This window comes from Microbacterium flavescens, from assembly GCF_018588945.1.
Taxonomy (GTDB): domain Bacteria; phylum Actinomycetota; class Actinomycetes; order Actinomycetales; family Microbacteriaceae; genus Microbacterium; species Microbacterium flavescens.
The window spans coordinates 285981-301849 of the sequence record NZ_JAFIWA010000001.1; the positions used below are offsets into that span (position 1 = coordinate 285981).

16 protein-coding genes are annotated in these 15869 nt (G+C 67.2%); 10 read left to right on the top strand and 6 right to left on the bottom strand.

Features of this window, described 5'->3' with window-relative positions:
• Positions 1 to 234 precede the first annotated feature (234 nt).
• From JX005_RS01345 to JX005_RS01355, 3 genes are all read left to right on the top strand, one after another.
• Positions 235 to 1497 (top strand): DUF2252 domain-containing protein, encoded by a 1263-nt coding sequence (locus tag JX005_RS01345; RefSeq protein ID WP_214465607.1) that lies wholly within the window; start codon positions 235 to 237, stop codon positions 1495 to 1497.
• Positions 1498 to 1579: 82 nt separating this feature from the next.
• A complete protein-coding gene (locus JX005_RS01350) occupies positions 1580 to 2137 on the top strand; it encodes a small multidrug efflux protein (RefSeq protein ID WP_214465608.1) in 558 nt (185 codons plus the stop codon).
• A 355-nt stretch (positions 2138 to 2492) separates the two neighbouring features.
• Positions 2493 to 3287, top strand: coding sequence for a MerR family transcriptional regulator (locus JX005_RS01355; protein ID WP_214465609.1), 795 nt, complete (start codon positions 2493 to 2495; stop codon positions 3285 to 3287).
• On the opposite strand, the gene JX005_RS01360 is transcribed toward JX005_RS01355, so the two are convergent.
• Complete coding sequence (locus tag JX005_RS01360; RefSeq protein WP_214465610.1) at positions 3271 to 3804, bottom strand: TetR/AcrR family transcriptional regulator; 534 nt, start codon at positions 3802 to 3804, stop codon at positions 3271 to 3273. The two genes, JX005_RS01355 and JX005_RS01360, sit on opposite strands and share 17 nt — an antisense overlap.
• 212 nt (positions 3805 to 4016) lie before the next feature.
• Between JX005_RS01360 and JX005_RS01365 the strand changes: the two genes are divergently transcribed.
• The 7 genes from JX005_RS01365 (at position 4017) to JX005_RS01395 (ending at position 10089) form a co-directional block, all read left to right on the top strand.
• Complete coding sequence (locus tag JX005_RS01365) at positions 4017 to 4421, top strand: DUF4260 family protein (protein WP_214465611.1); 405 nt, start codon at positions 4017 to 4019, stop codon at positions 4419 to 4421.
• Between the two features lie 80 nt (positions 4422 to 4501).
• On the top strand, positions 4502 to 6055 hold the full coding sequence (locus JX005_RS01370) for an MFS transporter (protein WP_214465612.1): 1554 nt from the start codon (positions 4502 to 4504) through the stop codon (positions 6053 to 6055).
• Positions 6056 to 6151: 96 nt separating this feature from the next.
• Positions 6152 to 6382, top strand: a complete 231-nt coding sequence (locus JX005_RS01375) for a hypothetical protein (RefSeq protein WP_214465613.1) — start codon at positions 6152 to 6154, stop codon at positions 6380 to 6382.
• Between the two features lie 126 nt (positions 6383 to 6508).
• Entirely contained in the window at positions 6509 to 7351 is an 843-nt protein-coding gene (locus tag JX005_RS01380) for an alpha/beta fold hydrolase (RefSeq protein WP_214466043.1), read from the top strand.
• Positions 7352 to 7415: 64 nt separating this feature from the next.
• Positions 7416 to 8177 carry a helix-turn-helix domain-containing protein gene (locus JX005_RS01385; RefSeq protein ID WP_214465614.1) on the top strand — a complete coding sequence of 254 codons (762 nt, stop codon included), beginning with the start codon at positions 7416 to 7418 and terminating at the stop codon, positions 8175 to 8177.
• A 69-nt stretch (positions 8178 to 8246) separates the two neighbouring features.
• Entirely contained in the window at positions 8247 to 8987 is a 741-nt protein-coding gene (locus JX005_RS01390; RefSeq protein WP_214465615.1) for a GOLPH3/VPS74 family protein, read from the top strand.
• A gap of 40 nt (positions 8988 to 9027) precedes the next feature.
• Entirely contained in the window at positions 9028 to 10089 is a 1062-nt protein-coding gene (locus JX005_RS01395; protein WP_214465616.1) for an extracellular catalytic domain type 1 short-chain-length polyhydroxyalkanoate depolymerase, read from the top strand.
• Between the two features lie 41 nt (positions 10090 to 10130).
• Here the strand turns inward: JX005_RS01395 and JX005_RS01400 are convergent, their stop codons facing one another.
• From JX005_RS01400 to JX005_RS01420, 5 genes are all read right to left on the bottom strand, one after another.
• On the bottom strand, positions 10131 to 10904 hold the full coding sequence (locus tag JX005_RS01400) for an SDR family NAD(P)-dependent oxidoreductase (RefSeq protein ID WP_214465617.1): 774 nt from the start codon (positions 10902 to 10904) through the stop codon (positions 10131 to 10133).
• Between the two features lie 131 nt (positions 10905 to 11035).
• On the bottom strand, positions 11036 to 13768 hold the full coding sequence (locus JX005_RS01405) for an AAA family ATPase (RefSeq protein WP_214465618.1): 2733 nt from the start codon (positions 13766 to 13768) through the stop codon (positions 11036 to 11038).
• A gap of 124 nt (positions 13769 to 13892) precedes the next feature.
• Positions 13893 to 14441, bottom strand: coding sequence for a hypothetical protein (locus JX005_RS01410; protein WP_214465619.1), 549 nt, complete (start codon positions 14439 to 14441; stop codon positions 13893 to 13895).
• Positions 14442 to 14574: 133 nt separating this feature from the next.
• Entirely contained in the window at positions 14575 to 15027 is a 453-nt protein-coding gene (locus JX005_RS01415; protein WP_214465620.1) for a MarR family winged helix-turn-helix transcriptional regulator, read from the bottom strand.
• A 36-nt stretch (positions 15028 to 15063) separates the two neighbouring features.
• On the bottom strand, positions 15064 to 15705 hold the full coding sequence (locus JX005_RS01420; protein WP_307858471.1) for a sigma-70 family RNA polymerase sigma factor: 642 nt from the start codon (positions 15703 to 15705) through the stop codon (positions 15064 to 15066).
• Positions 15706 to 15869: the final 164 nt, after the last annotated feature.

Consider the following 15869-nt stretch of genomic DNA (forward strand, 5'->3'; position numbering starts at 1 on the left):
GAGCCTCTGGCCGCAGATCGTCGACGGGAGGGGTACGTGATGGGCGAGAGACCGGCGGAGGCCTCCGGGATGCCGGGGGCGGGCGCGTTCGGTCGCAGCCGGCAGGCGAGTCACCAGCAGACGCCGCGCGTCCGTGCTTCGGGGCGCGTCAGTGCAGATGCGCGGGACGGGCGCGACGCGCGCGCCCGTGCGCCGCGTCGTGCGGCCGGGTCGTGGGACTCGAGCAGGCGTGAGATGCCCGCGCTCGACCGCCTACGCGCGCAGGAAGCCGTCCGCGACCAGGATCTCCTTCCGCTGCGGTATGCGCGGATGGCATCGTCCCGCTGGGCATACTTGCGCGGCGCAGCCGCCGTGATGGCCGCCGATCTCGCTTCGACGCCGCATTCCGGGCTCACTGTCCAGATGTGCGGTGACGCGCACATCCTGAACTTCGGCTACTGGGCGTCTCCCGAGCGGCAGCTGCTGTTCGATGTGCGTGACTTCGATGAGACGCTGCCGGGACCGTTCGAATGGGATCTGAAGCGCCTGACGACGAGCATCCATGTGCTCGCTGACTCGGAGGGAGTCGATGCCACGTGCGGCGAGGAGTCGGCTGCAGCCGCCGTCGACGGCTACCGCAAGGCGATGCGCCGCTATGCGCGCATGGCGGAGCTGGAGGTCTGGTACGACCGGCTCACTCCAGACCTCCCGATGAAGGGGCTCAGTTCGGAGTTCGCCGAGGCTGCTGTCCGCGCGATCGAGAAGCAGTCGAAGAAGCGGACACATCAGGCGACGGCGAGACAGCTCATCACCGAGCAGGAGGGGCGCCGTCGCATCCGCCTGGATCCGCTGAAGCGCATGGACGAGGGGATGGGTCACGCGCAGCGGATCAGCGCCTACGAGCAGGTCTACGATTCGTATCTCGCTTCCATCCCCCCTCACTTGCGCCGGCTCGTCGACCGCTTCACACGCGTGGATTCCGTCCGCCAGATCGTGGGCGTCGGAAGCGTCGGAATGCGGGTGTGGCTGCACCTCTTGGAAGGCGACAGCGGCCGGCAGCCGCTGTTCACGCAGGCGAAGCAGGCGGCGGCCTCCGTGTACGAGGAGTTCCTCGGTCCGAGCGAGTGCGCCAACCACGGCGAACGGGTGGTGGTGGGACAACGGCTGATGCAGACGGCGGGGGATATCTTCCTCGGGCACATGCGGGTGGACGGGTTCGACTACTACGTGCGCCAGTTCCGCGATATGAAGATCATTCCGCGGGGTGAGCAGATCTCCCGATATCTGCCTCGATTCGCGCAGGCCTGCGGTCATGCGCTTGCGAAGGCTCACGCGCGCAGCGGCGACCCCGCGGCCATTGCCGCCTACATCGGACGTGGCCAGGCGTTCACAGACGGAATCCTGCGCTACGCCCGCGCCTACGCGGAGCAGACGCGAGTCGATCACGCGGACCTCGTCCGCGCGATCGCGGGCGGAGGCGTGAAGGTGGCCTCGACGGGTTCGACTCACAGCGCTTGACCATGTTCCGAGAACACCGCCTCTACTGGGTCCCGTCGAGAGACACGTCTCGGCGACCTGATCTCCTGAAGGAGCCGTTCTCATGAATCCCATCGAGCAACTCATCGCCAACTTCCAGAACCTCGTCGCCATGGTGCCCGAGATCATCCAGCCGTTCATCGTCATGCTCGCCGGCGCAGTCCCCTTCATCGAGGGTGAGGGTGCAGCCATCATCGGCATCGTCGGAGGCATCAATCCGATCGTGGCTGCGATCGCAGGAGCCGCGGGCAACTTCCTCAGCGTGCTGCTGGTCGTGCTGCTGAGCTCACGCGCCCGCACGGCTGTGGTGAGCCGGCGCGGCGGGCAGACCCAAGTCGCCGTCGGTGCACCGGGAGCCGTCGCGACGATGGAGGCTCCGCCCGCCCAGCCCGAGTCGAAGGGACGACTGCGCTTCAAGCGGTGGCTCGTCCGCTTCGGCGTCCCCGGCGCAAGCATCCTCGGGCCGCTGGCGATCCCGACGCAGTTCACCGCGGCCATCCTCGTCGCCGGCGGCACCCCTCGAGCATGGGTGCTGCTGTGGCAGGGCATCGCCATCGCCTTCTGGACCACCGTCGGGACGGTTTCGGTCTGGCTCGCCCTCCAGCTCCTCGTGCAGATCTGAGTCGACCGGAAGGTCGAACGCGGATACTCGGTGTGTCTGGAGCCCGCATAGGTGGTTTCTACGGACGCGAGACGTATCTCACCGATGTGAACCTGTTGCAAGGACCAGGGCGCCAGGGCCGGTCACGATCGCAGGAGGCCACGAATGAGCGAGTACACATCGATCACGAGGATCCGCCCCATCGCGGGGTCGATCGCTCGCCCCGAGGTGAGCGTCCCGAAGGCGCCAGACTCTTCGGCCGAACACCAGGGCCACGCGGGCACCGGCAGCGTCACCACCGCTCTCGGCAGCCTCGTGGCCGGCCTGGTGATCAGACGCGCAACGTCGTCGCGCGGAAGGTGACGGAGTTCAAGCCATGGCATGGAGCACGAGCGAGCTCGCAGCCCTCGCATCCACCACCGTGAACACCGTTCGTCACTACCACCGAGTCGGGCTGCTCCCCGAGCCCGACCGCCGATACAACGGCTACAAGCAGTACGGCGCGCGAGAGCTCGTTCAGCTCCTGCGGATCCGTCGGCTCGTCGACCTGGGGTTGCCGCTGGCGCGTATCAGCAGAATCAACGGCGGGGGAGACGACGGACGAGAATCGCTCCGCGAACTGGAGGCGGAACTCGTGGCGGCTACCGATCGGCTGCTGCGGGTTCGTGAGAACGTCGCAGCCATTCTGCGCGATGACGCACCCGTCGATTCACCAGCCGGGTTCGAATCGCTGGCGTCACGGCTCTCGGAGACGGATCGCGCGATCCTGCACATCTCCGGGCAGTTCTACGACGAGCAGGCCATGACGGATCTGCGGCACATGGTGGAACACGACCTCGAGGACGGAGAGGTAGGCAGGCAGATCGACGAGCTCGCCGCGGACGCGGATGAGATGACTCGCGAACGCCTCGCGCGCACACTCGCGCCCGTCCTCGCCCAGAACCTCGTCGACTATCCCTGGCTTCTGAATCCGTCTCAGCACCTGTCGAAGAGCGAACGCGTCATGCGGCAGACGATCACCGAAGCGATGACCGAGCTGTACAATCCGGCGCAGCTCGACGTGCTCGGCCGCGCAACCCGGCTGGCGTACGACATGCTGCCGACCGACCTGAAGGAATCGAAGGGCGAGCGGACTCGGTCCGAGACGCGGATGGTCAGAGCGGCGGGCTGAAGGTGCCCTCCGTGGCCAGCTGGAGCAGCAGACGACGAGCCGTCGCGATTGTGGCCTCGCTCTCAGATCCCTGCAGGGCCGCGGATGCCACGCCCTCTGCCCCGCGTCGGACGATCTGAATCCGCGCAGCGCTCAAGCCATCCGCGGCGAACTGCTCGCTCCACCAGCCGTCGGACGCTTCGAGCAGGGCGGCGACGGCGGGGATGGCGTACAGCCCGTTCCAGTTCGCCGCCGATGTGAAGTCGCGCGCCGCCGCAGCCTCAACGCCGCCCTTGCAGAGGGCGCGAACATACGCACGCAGCATCTTTCCCGGGTGATTCTCCGACAGGTCCAGCTCCGCGAGCACCGCTTCGCGGAGTCGCTGGGACATGTCCTCCACCACTTCGACGAACAGCTGATCACGGTTTCCGAAGTGATGGATCAAGCCGCTCTTGGACACGCCGGCGGTCGTTGCGATCTCCCCGAGCGTCACGGCCGTGCCCTTGCCGAGGATCTCGCGGGTGGCCGCATCCAGCACCGCGCGGCGAGTCCGCTCGCTGTTCCGCGTTTGACGCTTCTCGACCAACGGACCCGATCACCTGCCTCGATCGGCTTATCCGACCATCTGGTCGATGCTACAGCCCGCTGGTTCCTCGTCTCGGCCGCGGACTGCGCGGCTTGAGTCGGTCGTCGGAACATGGTGTGCGCTGTCGGAATGGCACCTTTACCCGACACGAGAGGACACGCATCATGACTGAGGGGCGGCCCGACCAGAAGTCGGTCGACAGAATCCAGCGGGTGGAGAACGTCGCGATCGCGGTGGCGATCCTCGTCGCGGTGATCGCGTCGGGGCAGCAGTGGTGGTGGTTGCTGGCCGCCTTCCTGATCTTCGATCTCTCTGCGATCGGGTATGCGGGCGGCCCTCGCCTCGGCGCTCTGCTCTACAACGCCGTGCACAACTACACCGCACCGTCGATCCTGCTGGCGGCGTACGCGGGACTGACTCTCGCCGGGCAGGATCTCGCCTGGCTGGCCCTTGCCGCAGCCTGCTGGGCGTTCCATGTGGCCGTCGACCGCGCCCTCGGCTATGGACTCAAGCTCCAGGACTTCTCGCATACGCATCTCGGGCCGATCGGGCACGCCTGGTCGGAATAACCGACCAGGCAGTCTGTTAGATTGACTGTCGGCTACCGCAGATCGACCCCGGATATATCGGGTGAACGCAAGGAGACCTCGTGAAGACCGCGCCCGCGAAGGCCACAGCCAGAACATGGCTCGGCCTCGCCGTCCTCGTCCTGCCGCTGTTGCTGATCACGATCGATGGGACGGTGCTGATCCTGGGGCTGCCGGCCATCTCGGCCGAGCTGAGCCCCACCGGCGTTGAGCAGCTCTGGATGATCGACGTCTACTCCCTCGTGCTCGCAGGACTCCTCGTCGCGATGAGCGCCGCCGGCGACCGCTTCGGGCGGCGGCGGAATCTCCTCATCGGAGCGGTGATCTTCTCGATCGCGTCCGTGAGTGGTGCGCTCGCGACAGAGGCCTGGATGCTGATCGCCGCCCGGGCTCTGCTGGGTGTCGGCGGCGCGATCATGATGCCTTCCACGCTGTCGCTCGTTCGCAACATGTTCCTCGATCGGCAGCAGCGCCGGTATGCCATGGCCGTCTGGGCGGCGATGGCGTCAGTCGGCGCGGCCGTGGGGCCCATCGTCGGCGGATGGATCATCGACAGCTTCAGCTGGCAGGCGGCGTTCCTCATGAACATCCCCGTCATGCTGCTCTTGCTCGTCCTCGGTCCGCTCCTCCTCCCGGAGAGCCGCAATCCCGAGCTGCACAGGATCGACATCCTCAGCGTGGCTCTGTCCTTCATCGGCATGATCGGCGTCGTGTACGCGATCAAGTCGCTCACCGGCGGAAAGGACGTCGCGCTGGGCCTCGCTGCACTCATCGTGGGCCTGACGGCTGTCGTCTTCTTCGTTCGCAGGCAGCTGTCGCTCCCGACACCCCTGATCGACGTCAAGCTGTTCCGGGTGCGCTATTTCCGGGGAGCCGTCGTAGCGGATCTGCTCGCGATCTTCGCGATGGTCGGCGCATTGGTCGCTCTCGTTCAGCACCTGCAGCTCGTGCTCGGATTGAATCCTCTCCAGGCGTCGCTCTGGCTGATTCCGCAGGCCGTCCTCGCCGCGTTCGCCGCGTTCCTCGCGGCGGCCCTGGTGAAACGAGCGCTGCCCGCATACGTGATCGCCACGGGACTGTTCATCGCCTCGATGGGATTCGGTCTGACCGTGTTCCTCTCGCCGACGTCGAGCCCTGCGCTGACCTCCGCCTCGCTCGCCCTGGTGGCGTTGGGCGCGGGGATGGCACTCGCGCTGAGCAACGACATCATCATGAGTTCGGTGCAGCCCGAGCGTGCCGGTCAGGCAGCAGCCACATCTGAGACCGCCTACGAGCTCGGCACCACTTTGGGCACCGCGGTCCTCGGAAGCGTGCTGGTCGCGTGGTACTCACGTGGGGTCGCGTCGAGCGCGCAAGCGCTCGACCTGGGCCCCGAGCTCGCCGAGCGGGCATCCTCGACGATGGCCGAGGCGATCCTTGTGGCATCCGAGGTCGGAGGCCGCACCGGCGCGGCGATCCTCGAGATCGCCGAACAGGCATTCACTGAGGCGATCGTCGTCACGGGAATCGCCGGTGGGGCCATCATGATTCTCACCGCGATGTGGGCGGCTGTCACCCTCCGGGGCGCGGGCGCCGACCAGGACCTCGCCGCAGAGCACGAGGATGCGCTGCGCTGATCGGAAGCACAGACCCGGAGGTCAAGCGCGGTTTGACCCGGTTCCCACGACATGGTCTGGGCTAGAGGAAATGAAACCGCTCATCGGGAGGTCGCAATGATCATTCGCAAGGCAGGGACCATCCTGCTCGGAATCGGATTCGTCTTCGTGGCGGTCGCGGCACTCATCCGTGACCCTGTCGCCCTGGACGCCAACATCGGCGCGGGCGGACTGCTGCTCGTCGGAATCCCAGTGGGAGCGTTCGGGTTGGTGATGACGATCGGCGGAGCGGTGTACGAGGGATGGTCCAGGAGAGCAAGGCGGGCGTCCGGATACGGCCGTGGGTGACCTCCTGCGCGAACGGAAGTCCCGCACGTGTCAGAAGATCCGGCATCGCTTGACCCAGTTGCGACCACAGGGTGTCTGTTGGGTTCCGGCCGACACCCTGCCGGCCGGAATGGAAAGGGCATGACCATGGGATACATCACTGTCGGTGACGAGAACAGCACGCCGATCGAGCTCTACTACGAGGACCAGGGATCGGGGCAGCCGGTTGTGCTGATCCACGGGTACCCGCTGAACGGACACAGCTGGGAGAAGCAGACGCGGGAGCTCCTCGCCGCCGGCTATCGCGTGATCACGTATGACCGCAGAGGCTTCGGGCAGTCGTCGAAGGTCGGCTCGGGGTACGACTACGACACGTTCTCGGCAGACTTGAACACGCTGCTCGAGGTCCTCGACCTTCGCGACGTGGTCCTCGTCGGATTCTCGATGGGGACCGGGGAACTGGCCAGGTATGTGTCCCGGTACGGGCACCAACGGGTGGCCAAGCTGGCGTTCCTCGCCTCGCTGGAGCCGTTCCTGCTCCAGCGTGAGGACAATCCGGATGGGCTGCCGCAGGCCGGGTTCGATGAGATCGCCGCGGCCGCGAAAGGCGATCGCTACGCCTGGTACACCGAGTTCTACAAGAACTTCTACAACCTGGAGGAGACGCTCGGATCACGGATCAGCGAGCAGGCGGTCGCCGGCAGCTGGAACGTGGCGATCGCCAGCGCCCCAGTCGCGGCGTACGCCGTCGTCCCGTCCTGGCTGGAAGACTTCCGCGGCGACATCGAGGCTGTCCGTGCCTCTGACAAGCCGACGCTCATCCTGCACGGGACCAAAGACAACATCCTCCCCATCGACGCCACCGCTCGGCGCTTTCGCGCGGCCATGCCCGACGCCGACTACGTCGAGATCGACGATGCCCCGCATGGCCTGCTCTGGACCCACGCCGACGAGGTCAATGGTGCGCTGAAGGAGTTCCTCGGCAAGTGACCGTCATGGGTGCCGGGGTCGTCGATCTGCTCCGGCTCCCGCCCGATTCAGGAAGGAGACTCTCGTGGCGTGGAGCACACGCGAACTAGCCGAGCGAGCCGGCACGACGGTGAACACGATCCGTCACTACCATCGCCTCGGCCTGCTCGAGGAGCCGGAGCGTGAATACAACGGCTACAAACTGTACGAGGTGCCTCACCTGGTGAGTCTGTTGAGGATCAGGCGGCTCGCGGACCTGGGAGTTCCGCTCGCTCAGATCCATGCCGTCCGGGCAGGCGCCGAGAGCACACCGCAGACCCTGCGTGAGCTCGACGGGGAGCTCGCTGAGAGCATTCGGAAACTCGAGAGGGCACGGGCCGACATCGCCACCATTCTGCGCGACGAGGTACCGGCCGACACCCCCGCCGGGTTCGAGTCGGTAGCCGGGCGGCGCTCCGAGAACGACACCTCCATCCTCCACATCTACACGCAGCTCTACGACGAGGCCGCGCTCGCCGACATCAGGAAGATCGCCGAAGACGCGGAAGGTGTCGCCACCGACCTGGACAGGCTGCCGGCCGACGCTCCCGAGGAGGCGCGCCTTCCCCTGATCGCGCGACTCGCGAAGAGCCTGGCGCGAAACCTCGTGGACTATCCATGGCTGAGCGATCCGGTATCGCACCTCGCGAAGAGCAGAGACGTGACGTCGGAGACGATGGTCGAGGCCATCCTCGAGCTGTACAACCCCGCACAGCTCGACGTGCTCGGACGAGCACACCTCGCAGCGCGAGAGCAGGTGCAGCTGCTTCAGGAGCACAGCCACGACCCGACCATCGCCCCAGCTTGACTCGGTCCCCGGAACACAGCGAAGACTGGCGCTCACGCCGCAAGTCGCGAGTGTGAAGAGAGTTGAGACATGACCGACGAATACCGAGCAGACCTACCCTCCTTCCCGGAACGGGTCGATCACCACGAGGGGAGGAATGCAGAGCCGACCCTGGCGGAGGATCTCCTCCTGTTGCTCTTCCAGCCCGAGTCCGGCACCGTCGCCGGCGAGGGGACGCTCTTCTACGTTCTCGCCGGAGCGGTCCTTGCCGACCTCGGCCTCGGTGGTCATGTTCGCACCGGCACGGGCCGGCTGGGCGGACTCACGGTCGAGGCGGTCACCGACAATCCGCCCTCCGATCACCTTCTGCGTGCCACGTGGGAGTACGTCGCCGACAAGCCGCGCGGGGTGCAGACCGTCCTGGCGGCCTCCGGCCCCGCCTTGCGTGAACCCCTGCTGGAACGGCTCATCGATCGAGGCGCGCTTCGTCGACGAGCGGGCAAGTCCCTCGGCTTTCTGCCTGTCACGGTGCTCGAGGAAGCGGAGCCCGCGCGTCGCCGGATGCTGCTCGCAGAGATCCGTGCCGTCCTCGTCGACGGAGTCGAACCCGCTCCGCGAATCGCGGCACTCGCCGCCCTGCTCTACGGCAGCGGCACGCTGCCGCAGTTCGACCGCGACATCCCGTGGACCTCACGGGTGATCATGCGGGCAGAGGCGCTCAAGGATGGCAACTGGGGCGCGGGGGCGACAGCGCGAGCCATCGCCCGCAGCGTCACCTCACTCATCGTCAGCAACGTCATCGTCGCCGCCGCCGTTCTGCCGCGCAGCTAGTGCCGAGCGCACTCATGCACCACGCGAGGGGGATGCGATCATGACGGACGCTCTCCAGGCACCCGTCCGACGCCGACGCAGATGGCCCTGGATCCTCGGGCTCGCTGCGGCAGCACTGGCTCTCACCGCTGTCGCGCTCAGCCTCGTCTTCCAGTTCGGACTGCCCTGGTGGAGCGATGCGAACGATCGCAACCACGTCCACGTATCGTCGGACGGCGCCCGCCAGCACTACCAGGTGCACCTTCCGCCGGACCACGATGGGTCAGCGGAACTGCCGGTGATGATGGCGCTTCACGGCTGCGGGATGACCGGGTTCGGGTGGAACTCGATGAAGGACGCGACGCAGTTCAACGCCCTCGCCGACCGTGAAGGCTTCATCGTCGTGTACCCCACCCAGCGCCCCTTCGAGAGCTTCATCAACTGCTGGAACTCGTCAGATCCCCGCAATCAGGTGCGCGGATCGGGCGAGCCGGCGCTGTTGGCGGGAGTCGCACGTGAGGTGGTCTCCACCTATGGTGCCGACCCCGATCGTGTGCACGTCTCGGGCGCATCGTCTGGTGCCGGGGCGGCCGTGATCCTCGCGGCCACATATCCGGACGTGTTCGCCACGGTCACGTCGGTGGCCGGGGGTGAGTACGGCCTGAATCAAGTCGATCCCGACGATCCGGACTCGACCCCTCCGAGTGCGACCGCGCGTCAGGCGTGGGCGCACATGGGTGACCGAGCCCGGCCCCTTCCCCTGCTGGTCGTGCAGGGGGGTCAGGATGACGTCGTGCCGACGATCGTGGGCGAACGGCTCGTCGATCAGTGGGTCGCGCTGCACGACCTGATCGACGACGGGCTGCTCAACGACAGCCTGGCGCTCACCTCCGAAACCGTGCACCATCCGCCGGCGGGGACGCAGTACGGGTACGAGCACACCACGTTTCGGACGCCGCAGGGACGCGCCCTCGTCGAGTACATCTTCGCGGACCGACTCGCACACGCGTGGTCGCACCCGGACAGCAGGGGACTCTTCACCGATACGGCAGGTCCCGACGTCACGCGGATCGCGTGGGCGTTCGCACAGACCCACGATGCCGCACCAGCCGGCGATCGGTGATCGAACGCGACGGAGCTGACAGGCCCCTGTGATGCGGGGTTTCATCGACCGCGCTCTTCGCTGATCGAGTTGGCGCCGTCGATCGTGATGAGCTGACCCGTGATGTAGGACGCGCCCTCTCCGGCGAGCAAGGCGATCACGTACGCCACCTCGTCAGCGGTGCCGGATCGGCCGATGGGGGTGGCCGCGCCCATCCGCCGTTCGCGATCTGACGCGGACGCCGTGTCGATCCACCCCGGAGCCACGGCGTTCACAGTGATGCCGGCCGCGGCGGTGTCGATCGCCGTCGCGCGGGTCAGCCCGACCATGCCCGCCTTCGCGGCGTGGTACGCGACGTCACCGCCGTAGGCGGCGATCGGCCCCGAAACCGATGACACGTTGACGATCCGGCCGTAACCGGCGGCCTGCATGAGGCCGATGACGGCGCGGGTCATGAGGAACGACGTGGTGAGGTTCCGATCGAGGGAGGCATTCCAGCGGTCGAGGAACGTTCGACCTGCCCCGCCCCACGCGTACGAGTCGGATACGGCTGTCATCCCCGCGTTGTTGACAAGGATGTCCACGCCGCCGAACGACTCCGACGCGCACCGGACGACGGCACCCACACCGGCCTGATCGGTGAGGTCGGCGACCACGCCTTCGGCCTGGATACCCGCGTTGCGCAGCTCCGAGACCCGCTCGAAGATGCGGTCCGTTGTGGAGGTGATCACCACGTGGTTTCCGGCGGCGCCGAGAAGACGAGCTGACGCGAACCCTATCCCATCGATGCTTCCCGCACCGGTGATGATGGCGCTTCGCTGCGTTTGCGTGGTCATGATGGCACTCTCCTCGTGGCTGTCCGGCCGCCGGGACGGCCGGAGGACATCAACACATCGAGTCAAAGCCGCGTTGTCGCCACAGGGTCAACCCCTGCTGGTGTCGTGATGATGGGCGTTCACCCGGGCCATCAGGACAGCTGAACCTTCCTCAGCTCGCGTCGCGACGTGATCCCGAGCTTGCGGTAGATGCTGCGCAGATGCGCTTCGATCGTGCGAGGACTCAGGAACAGCTGAGCGCCGACCTCCCGGGAGGTCGCGCCGGTGGCGACGTGCCGCGCGACCTGCAGTTCCTGGGGCGTGAGCTCATCCGTCGCCTGTCTGGTGCGCCGACGAGGATGCTCGCCTGTCGCGACGAGCTCCTTCGCCGCCCGTGCGGCGAAGGCGTTCGCGCCGATGCGCGAGAGGAGATCGTGCGCGAGCTGCAGTTCTCCCCGAGCCTCCTGACGGCGCCCTTCCCGCCGCAGCCATTCCCCGAACACCAGGTGCGCCCGAGCCGCCTCGCCGGTCAGCCGCGAGGCCTCGAGATGCTCGATCGCGGCGCGGTAGTGCGGTTCGGCCCTCGCGCCGGAGAGGGTGAGCGCACGCGAGCGTGCCTCCAGACCGAGGGCCCACGGCGTGTTGCAGGCCCTCGCCCGCCTGCTCAGCTCCTCGAGCGTCAGGGCCGCACTCTGCGCGTCCGCCGCGCGTACGGAGGCCTCGATCATCTCGGCCTGCCCGACGCTGCTCAACGACAGTGCCACGCACGCGCAGACGACCTGCGCAGCCTGTTTGGCTTTCTCGTAGTCGCCGAGTGCGTTGCTCACGACGGCGGTCGCGTACGCCGCCAGCGCGACTTCGGCTCCTTCCGCGGGGTTGCCCGGGTCCTGCAGCGTGAGTTCGCTCAGGCGGGTGACGGTCGCAACGTCGCCTCGCCACGCCGAGACGATGGTCGCGGCGTGGCGCATGGGCACCCAGCCGGCGGACTCGGTGATGGCGATCGACATTCCGGCCATCTCGCCCGCCCGGGTGAGCTCGCCACCGAGCGCCAGGATGTTCGCGTGGAAGTTGAGGGCATCGGCGAGGCCCACCAGGGCGCCGGATGCTCGTGCCGATCGGACGTGGGCTTCCGCGAGTCGAAAGGCGAGGTCGTCATTCAGGATGCCGACGGCGCTGCGTGCCGCCAGCCAGAGACTGGACGGGTAGCGCCGCGGCAACTCCGGATCCAAGGGATGGCCGCCCGACATCGACTCCAGCGCATCGCGCAACGGCGGAACGCCTTCGTCGAAGCCGCGGATCATCGTCGCTGAGAGAGCGAAGAGGAGCCGATCGATCGGCCGGCTGGCGTGCGCGAGCGAAGGGTCTGCGAGTGCCGCCGCAGCGACGCGATTCGCGGTCGGTCCACCGATGACGAGAGCCGCGTCGAGGGCGTGGAGATGGGTCTCATGCGCGAGATCCGCGTCGAACGGCGCCATGTCGCCCGCCGCACGCAGGAGCATCTCAGGCACCTGCGGATGCCGGGTCAACTGAAAGGAGATCCGTGCGCGCAGGAGGGCCGAGCGTGCCCGGTGGAGGTCATCGATCGGTCCGGCATCGGTCGTCGCGAGCAGATCGAGCGCCGTCTCGGAATCGCCCGCCTCGTGCGTGGCATGCGCCGCATCGAGCGCCCGTCGAGCCCGGGTCGCCGGTTCCGGCGTCAACTGCGTCGCGCGCAGCAGGAACGATCCCGCGGCCGCGTAGCCTCCGCGCGCCCTGGCGCGCGACGCCGATCGCTCCAGCTCACCTGCGACGCGCTCGTCGACCCCGGCCGTCGCCTGGGCGGCATGCCAGGCGCGACGATCGGGGTCGGACGCCGGATCGGTGACGGCAGCCAGCGCTGCGTGAGCGCGGCGTCGATTCGCCGGGTCTGCCGCGCGGTAGATGGCGGACCGGGCGAGGGGGTGTCGGAAGCGCACCCGGGTTCCGAGCTCGATCAGCCCCGCCGATTCGGCAGGGGCGGCCGACTCGGGGTCGATGCCCGAATGATCGAGCGCACGCCGAAGGAGGAGGGGGTCGCCGGTCGGGTCGGCCGCGGCAAGCAGGAGGAGCAGCCGACTGTCTTCGGGAAGCCCGTCAGCCCGGTTCCGGTATTCCTTCTGCACGCGACTGGAGACATCCGGAAGTTCGGGCTGCGGGAGCCCACTCGCGAGTCGGGTCTGCGGGTCGTCGAAGGGAAGCTCCAGCAGGGCGAGCGGGTTGCCGTGCGCTTCGGCGATGATCCGTTCGCGCACATCATCGTCGACGGGCGCTGAGACGACCGCGTCGAGGAGAAGGCGCGCATCCGCATCGGCGAGACCGCTCAGGCGGAGTTCCGGCAGGCCTGCGAGGACCGCGCTCCGTGCCTCGCCGTCGCGAACGCTGAACACCATGGCCAGTCGTTCGGCCCCGATCCGGCGCGCGACGAACGCGAGCGCATCCATCGATGCCGAGTCCAGCCACTGCGCGTCGTCGACGAGGCACAGCAGACCGTTCCGCTCCGCCGCCTCCGAGAACAGCCCCAGAACGGCCAGACTGACGAGGAACCTGTCGGGCGCCGATCCTGCGTCTCGCCCGAGGGCGACGCCGAGAGCACGCTGCTGCGGCTCAGGAAGTGCCGACACGTGGTCGAGGAGGGGGGTGCAGATCTGATGCAGGCCCGCATAAGCGAACTGCGTCTCCGCTTCGAAGCCCGTCGACGTCTCGATGCGGAACCCGGACTCCTCGGCTCTCGAATGCACGTGCTCCAGGAGAGCCGTCTTGCCGATGCCGGCTTCGCCGCGCACGACCAGCGTCCCGCTGCGCCCGGCCTTCGCCTCGGCCAGCAGTTGATCGATCCGGCGGTACTCGACGTGCCGGCCCAGGAGCAACGGATGTCTCCTTCCGCTCGGGAAAGAATTCGATCAAACCGTGTGGCTACCACAGTCATTATGGCCGGAACTGCGGAATTCCGCCGGGGGAGCTCCTTCGGGTGTCACATTGCCGCTGCGTGCCTCAGCGAACAGCGGATTCAGTCGTCGCTGTGCTCAGACCCTTCGTCGCGTCGAACTGAGACATGACCAGCGCGGCGGTGCTTTCGAATCCTGATGCCAGAAGGAGGAGCAGGGAAGGGACGTATGCGGCGGCTTCCGGCATCCACCCGCCCAGCACCCAAGGCAGAACCACGGCCGCCAGCACTGCCGCGCTCGTCAGCCACTCATTGATGACAAGTGCACGCGACAAGCCGGACCCGCCCTTGACCAGCAGGCGGCGCCCTGTGTCGACGGTCATCATCATCAGGATGACGCCGAGAACAGCAAAGGTCACCGCCCCCAGCACAGGCGCGGTCGACACCAGCACGAGGGGGACCAGCAGAGGGATCGAGTACGCGGCGAAGACCCACCGCGTTGCCGATCGCAGATAGATGTCCATCGGTCCCGAACTGGACAACCGTCGGTGCATGTCGGAGTCGATATAGAAGAAGACGCCGACGATGAAAGTCCCGAGGAGCGTCGCGGACACTCCGGCCGTGCCCAGCAGGAATTCCTGGTCCACCTCTTTCATGCGCGCGCTCTTCCTTTCGGGAGCTGCGTCCGGCATCCCTGGGGTTGGTCGGGAGCGGACCGCTGGACGCAAGTCGACACAGTGTTCTCGGAACCGGGTCAAGTTCCCGGGGAAGCGACCCCGCCGCGGCGAGCTATGAGGCCTTCGACGCGTTCGCGACGATGGACTGAAGAACCTCGAGCGCGGCATCCGCCTTCTCCGGGGTGAAGCCGAACGTGTCGGTTATCACCTCATAGATGCGCGGTCCGTGCACTCTCAGGGCATCGCCCTCGGGCGTGAGCGCCACGGTCACGGATCGCTCGTCTTGCGGGTTGCGGGCGCGGGTGACGAGTCCCTGCGTCTCCATGCGCTTGACCAGCGGGGTGATCGTTCCGTAATCCGACCGCAGTCGCGTGACCAGTTCACCGACGGGGAGGTCGCCGTGCTCCCAGAGCATCGCGAGGACCAGGTACTGCGGGTAGGAGAGGCCCAGCGGCTCCAGGAGCGGTCGATAGACCGCGGTGACGGCTCGGAAGGCGGCGTGCAGATTGAAGCAGACCATGTCATCGAGTGCTACGACCGGCGGTTCCGAGGAGTCCTTGATCACGCCTGGACGCTATCACGTACCCCAGCCAATAGGACGCTAGGTAACTCTGGTGCGGGCATCCGTCGCCAGTATCACCTCGAGCGAGGCTGTGTCGCCGCGGCGAGCAGCGGCGAGGAACGCCCGGAACAGCCTTCGCTGGGCGTCAGGTCGAGTGCTTCGATGAGCGTCTTGCGCGAGGTGCTTGCGGGCGCGGCTGACGAGCTGCCGCGCGGCGTCTTCGGTCGTATCGACGACTTCGGCGATGCGTGAGTACGGGTAGACGAAGGCCTCGCGCAGGACGTACGCGGCACGCTCGGTCGGTGTGAGCCGCTGCATCAGCAGGAGGGTCGCCACGTCGAGGGCTTCGGCGCGCTCGGCCCCCAGTGTGGGGTCGCTGCCGGTGTCGACGGGAGTCGGCAGCCATGGCCCGATGTACGTCTCGTGGCGAGTATGCGCGCTTTCGAGGACGTTGATCGCTAGGCGGGTCGTGGTGGCCGCCAGGAAGGCCCCAGGCTCTCGAACCGCGGAGCGATCGCAGAGCTGCCAGCGGATCCACGCCTCTTGGAGGACGTCCTCCGCATCCGCCGCGTTCCCCAGCATGCGATAAGCGATGCCGAACAGCCGTCCCCGGCAACGCGTGTAGCTCTCCACGTCAGGGTCGTCGTCTGCGATCGTCCTGCCGGCATCGGTCGTCGTCACGAGTTCCTCCAGCCATCGGGTCGACGCCGAGATTACATCGTGTACGAGTAAATAGGAAGCAGAAAGATAGAAACATAGTGAACTGCTGTCACAACAAGAGGTGGTGTGCGGTCTTCACTGCAGGCTCGGCTACAGGTCCGAGTCCCCGCACCACCCATCCGCCA

Bases quoted from the DNA above. Each gene is read 5' to 3' on its own strand.
- JX005_RS01390 (WP_214465615.1), top strand. From the start codon at position 8,247: ATGACCGACGAATACCGAGCAGACCTACCCTCCTTCCCGGAACGGGTC.
- JX005_RS01350 (WP_214465608.1), top strand. From the start codon at position 1,580: ATGAATCCCATCGAGCAACTCATCGCCAACTTCCAGAACCTCGTCGCC.
- JX005_RS01375 (WP_214465613.1), top strand. From the start codon at position 6,152: ATGATCATTCGCAAGGCAGGGACCATCCTGCTCGGAATCGGATTCGTC.
- JX005_RS01355 (WP_214465609.1), top strand. From the start codon at position 2,493: ATGGCATGGAGCACGAGCGAGCTCGCAGCCCTCGCATCCACCACCGTG.
- JX005_RS01400 (WP_214465617.1), bottom strand. From the start codon at position 10,904: ATGACCACGCAAACGCAGCGAAGCGCCATCATCACCGGTGCGGGAAGC.
- JX005_RS01365 (WP_214465611.1), top strand. From the start codon at position 4,017: ATGACTGAGGGGCGGCCCGACCAGAAGTCGGTCGACAGAATCCAGCGG.
- JX005_RS01410 (WP_214465619.1), bottom strand. From the start codon at position 14,441: ATGAAAGAGGTGGACCAGGAATTCCTGCTGGGCACGGCCGGAGTGTCC.
- JX005_RS01395 (WP_214465616.1), top strand. From the start codon at position 9,028: ATGACGGACGCTCTCCAGGCACCCGTCCGACGCCGACGCAGATGGCCC.
- JX005_RS01345 (WP_214465607.1), top strand. From the start codon at position 235: ATGCCCGCGCTCGACCGCCTACGCGCGCAGGAAGCCGTCCGCGACCAG.
- JX005_RS01380 (WP_214466043.1), top strand. From the start codon at position 6,509: ATGGGATACATCACTGTCGGTGACGAGAACAGCACGCCGATCGAGCTC.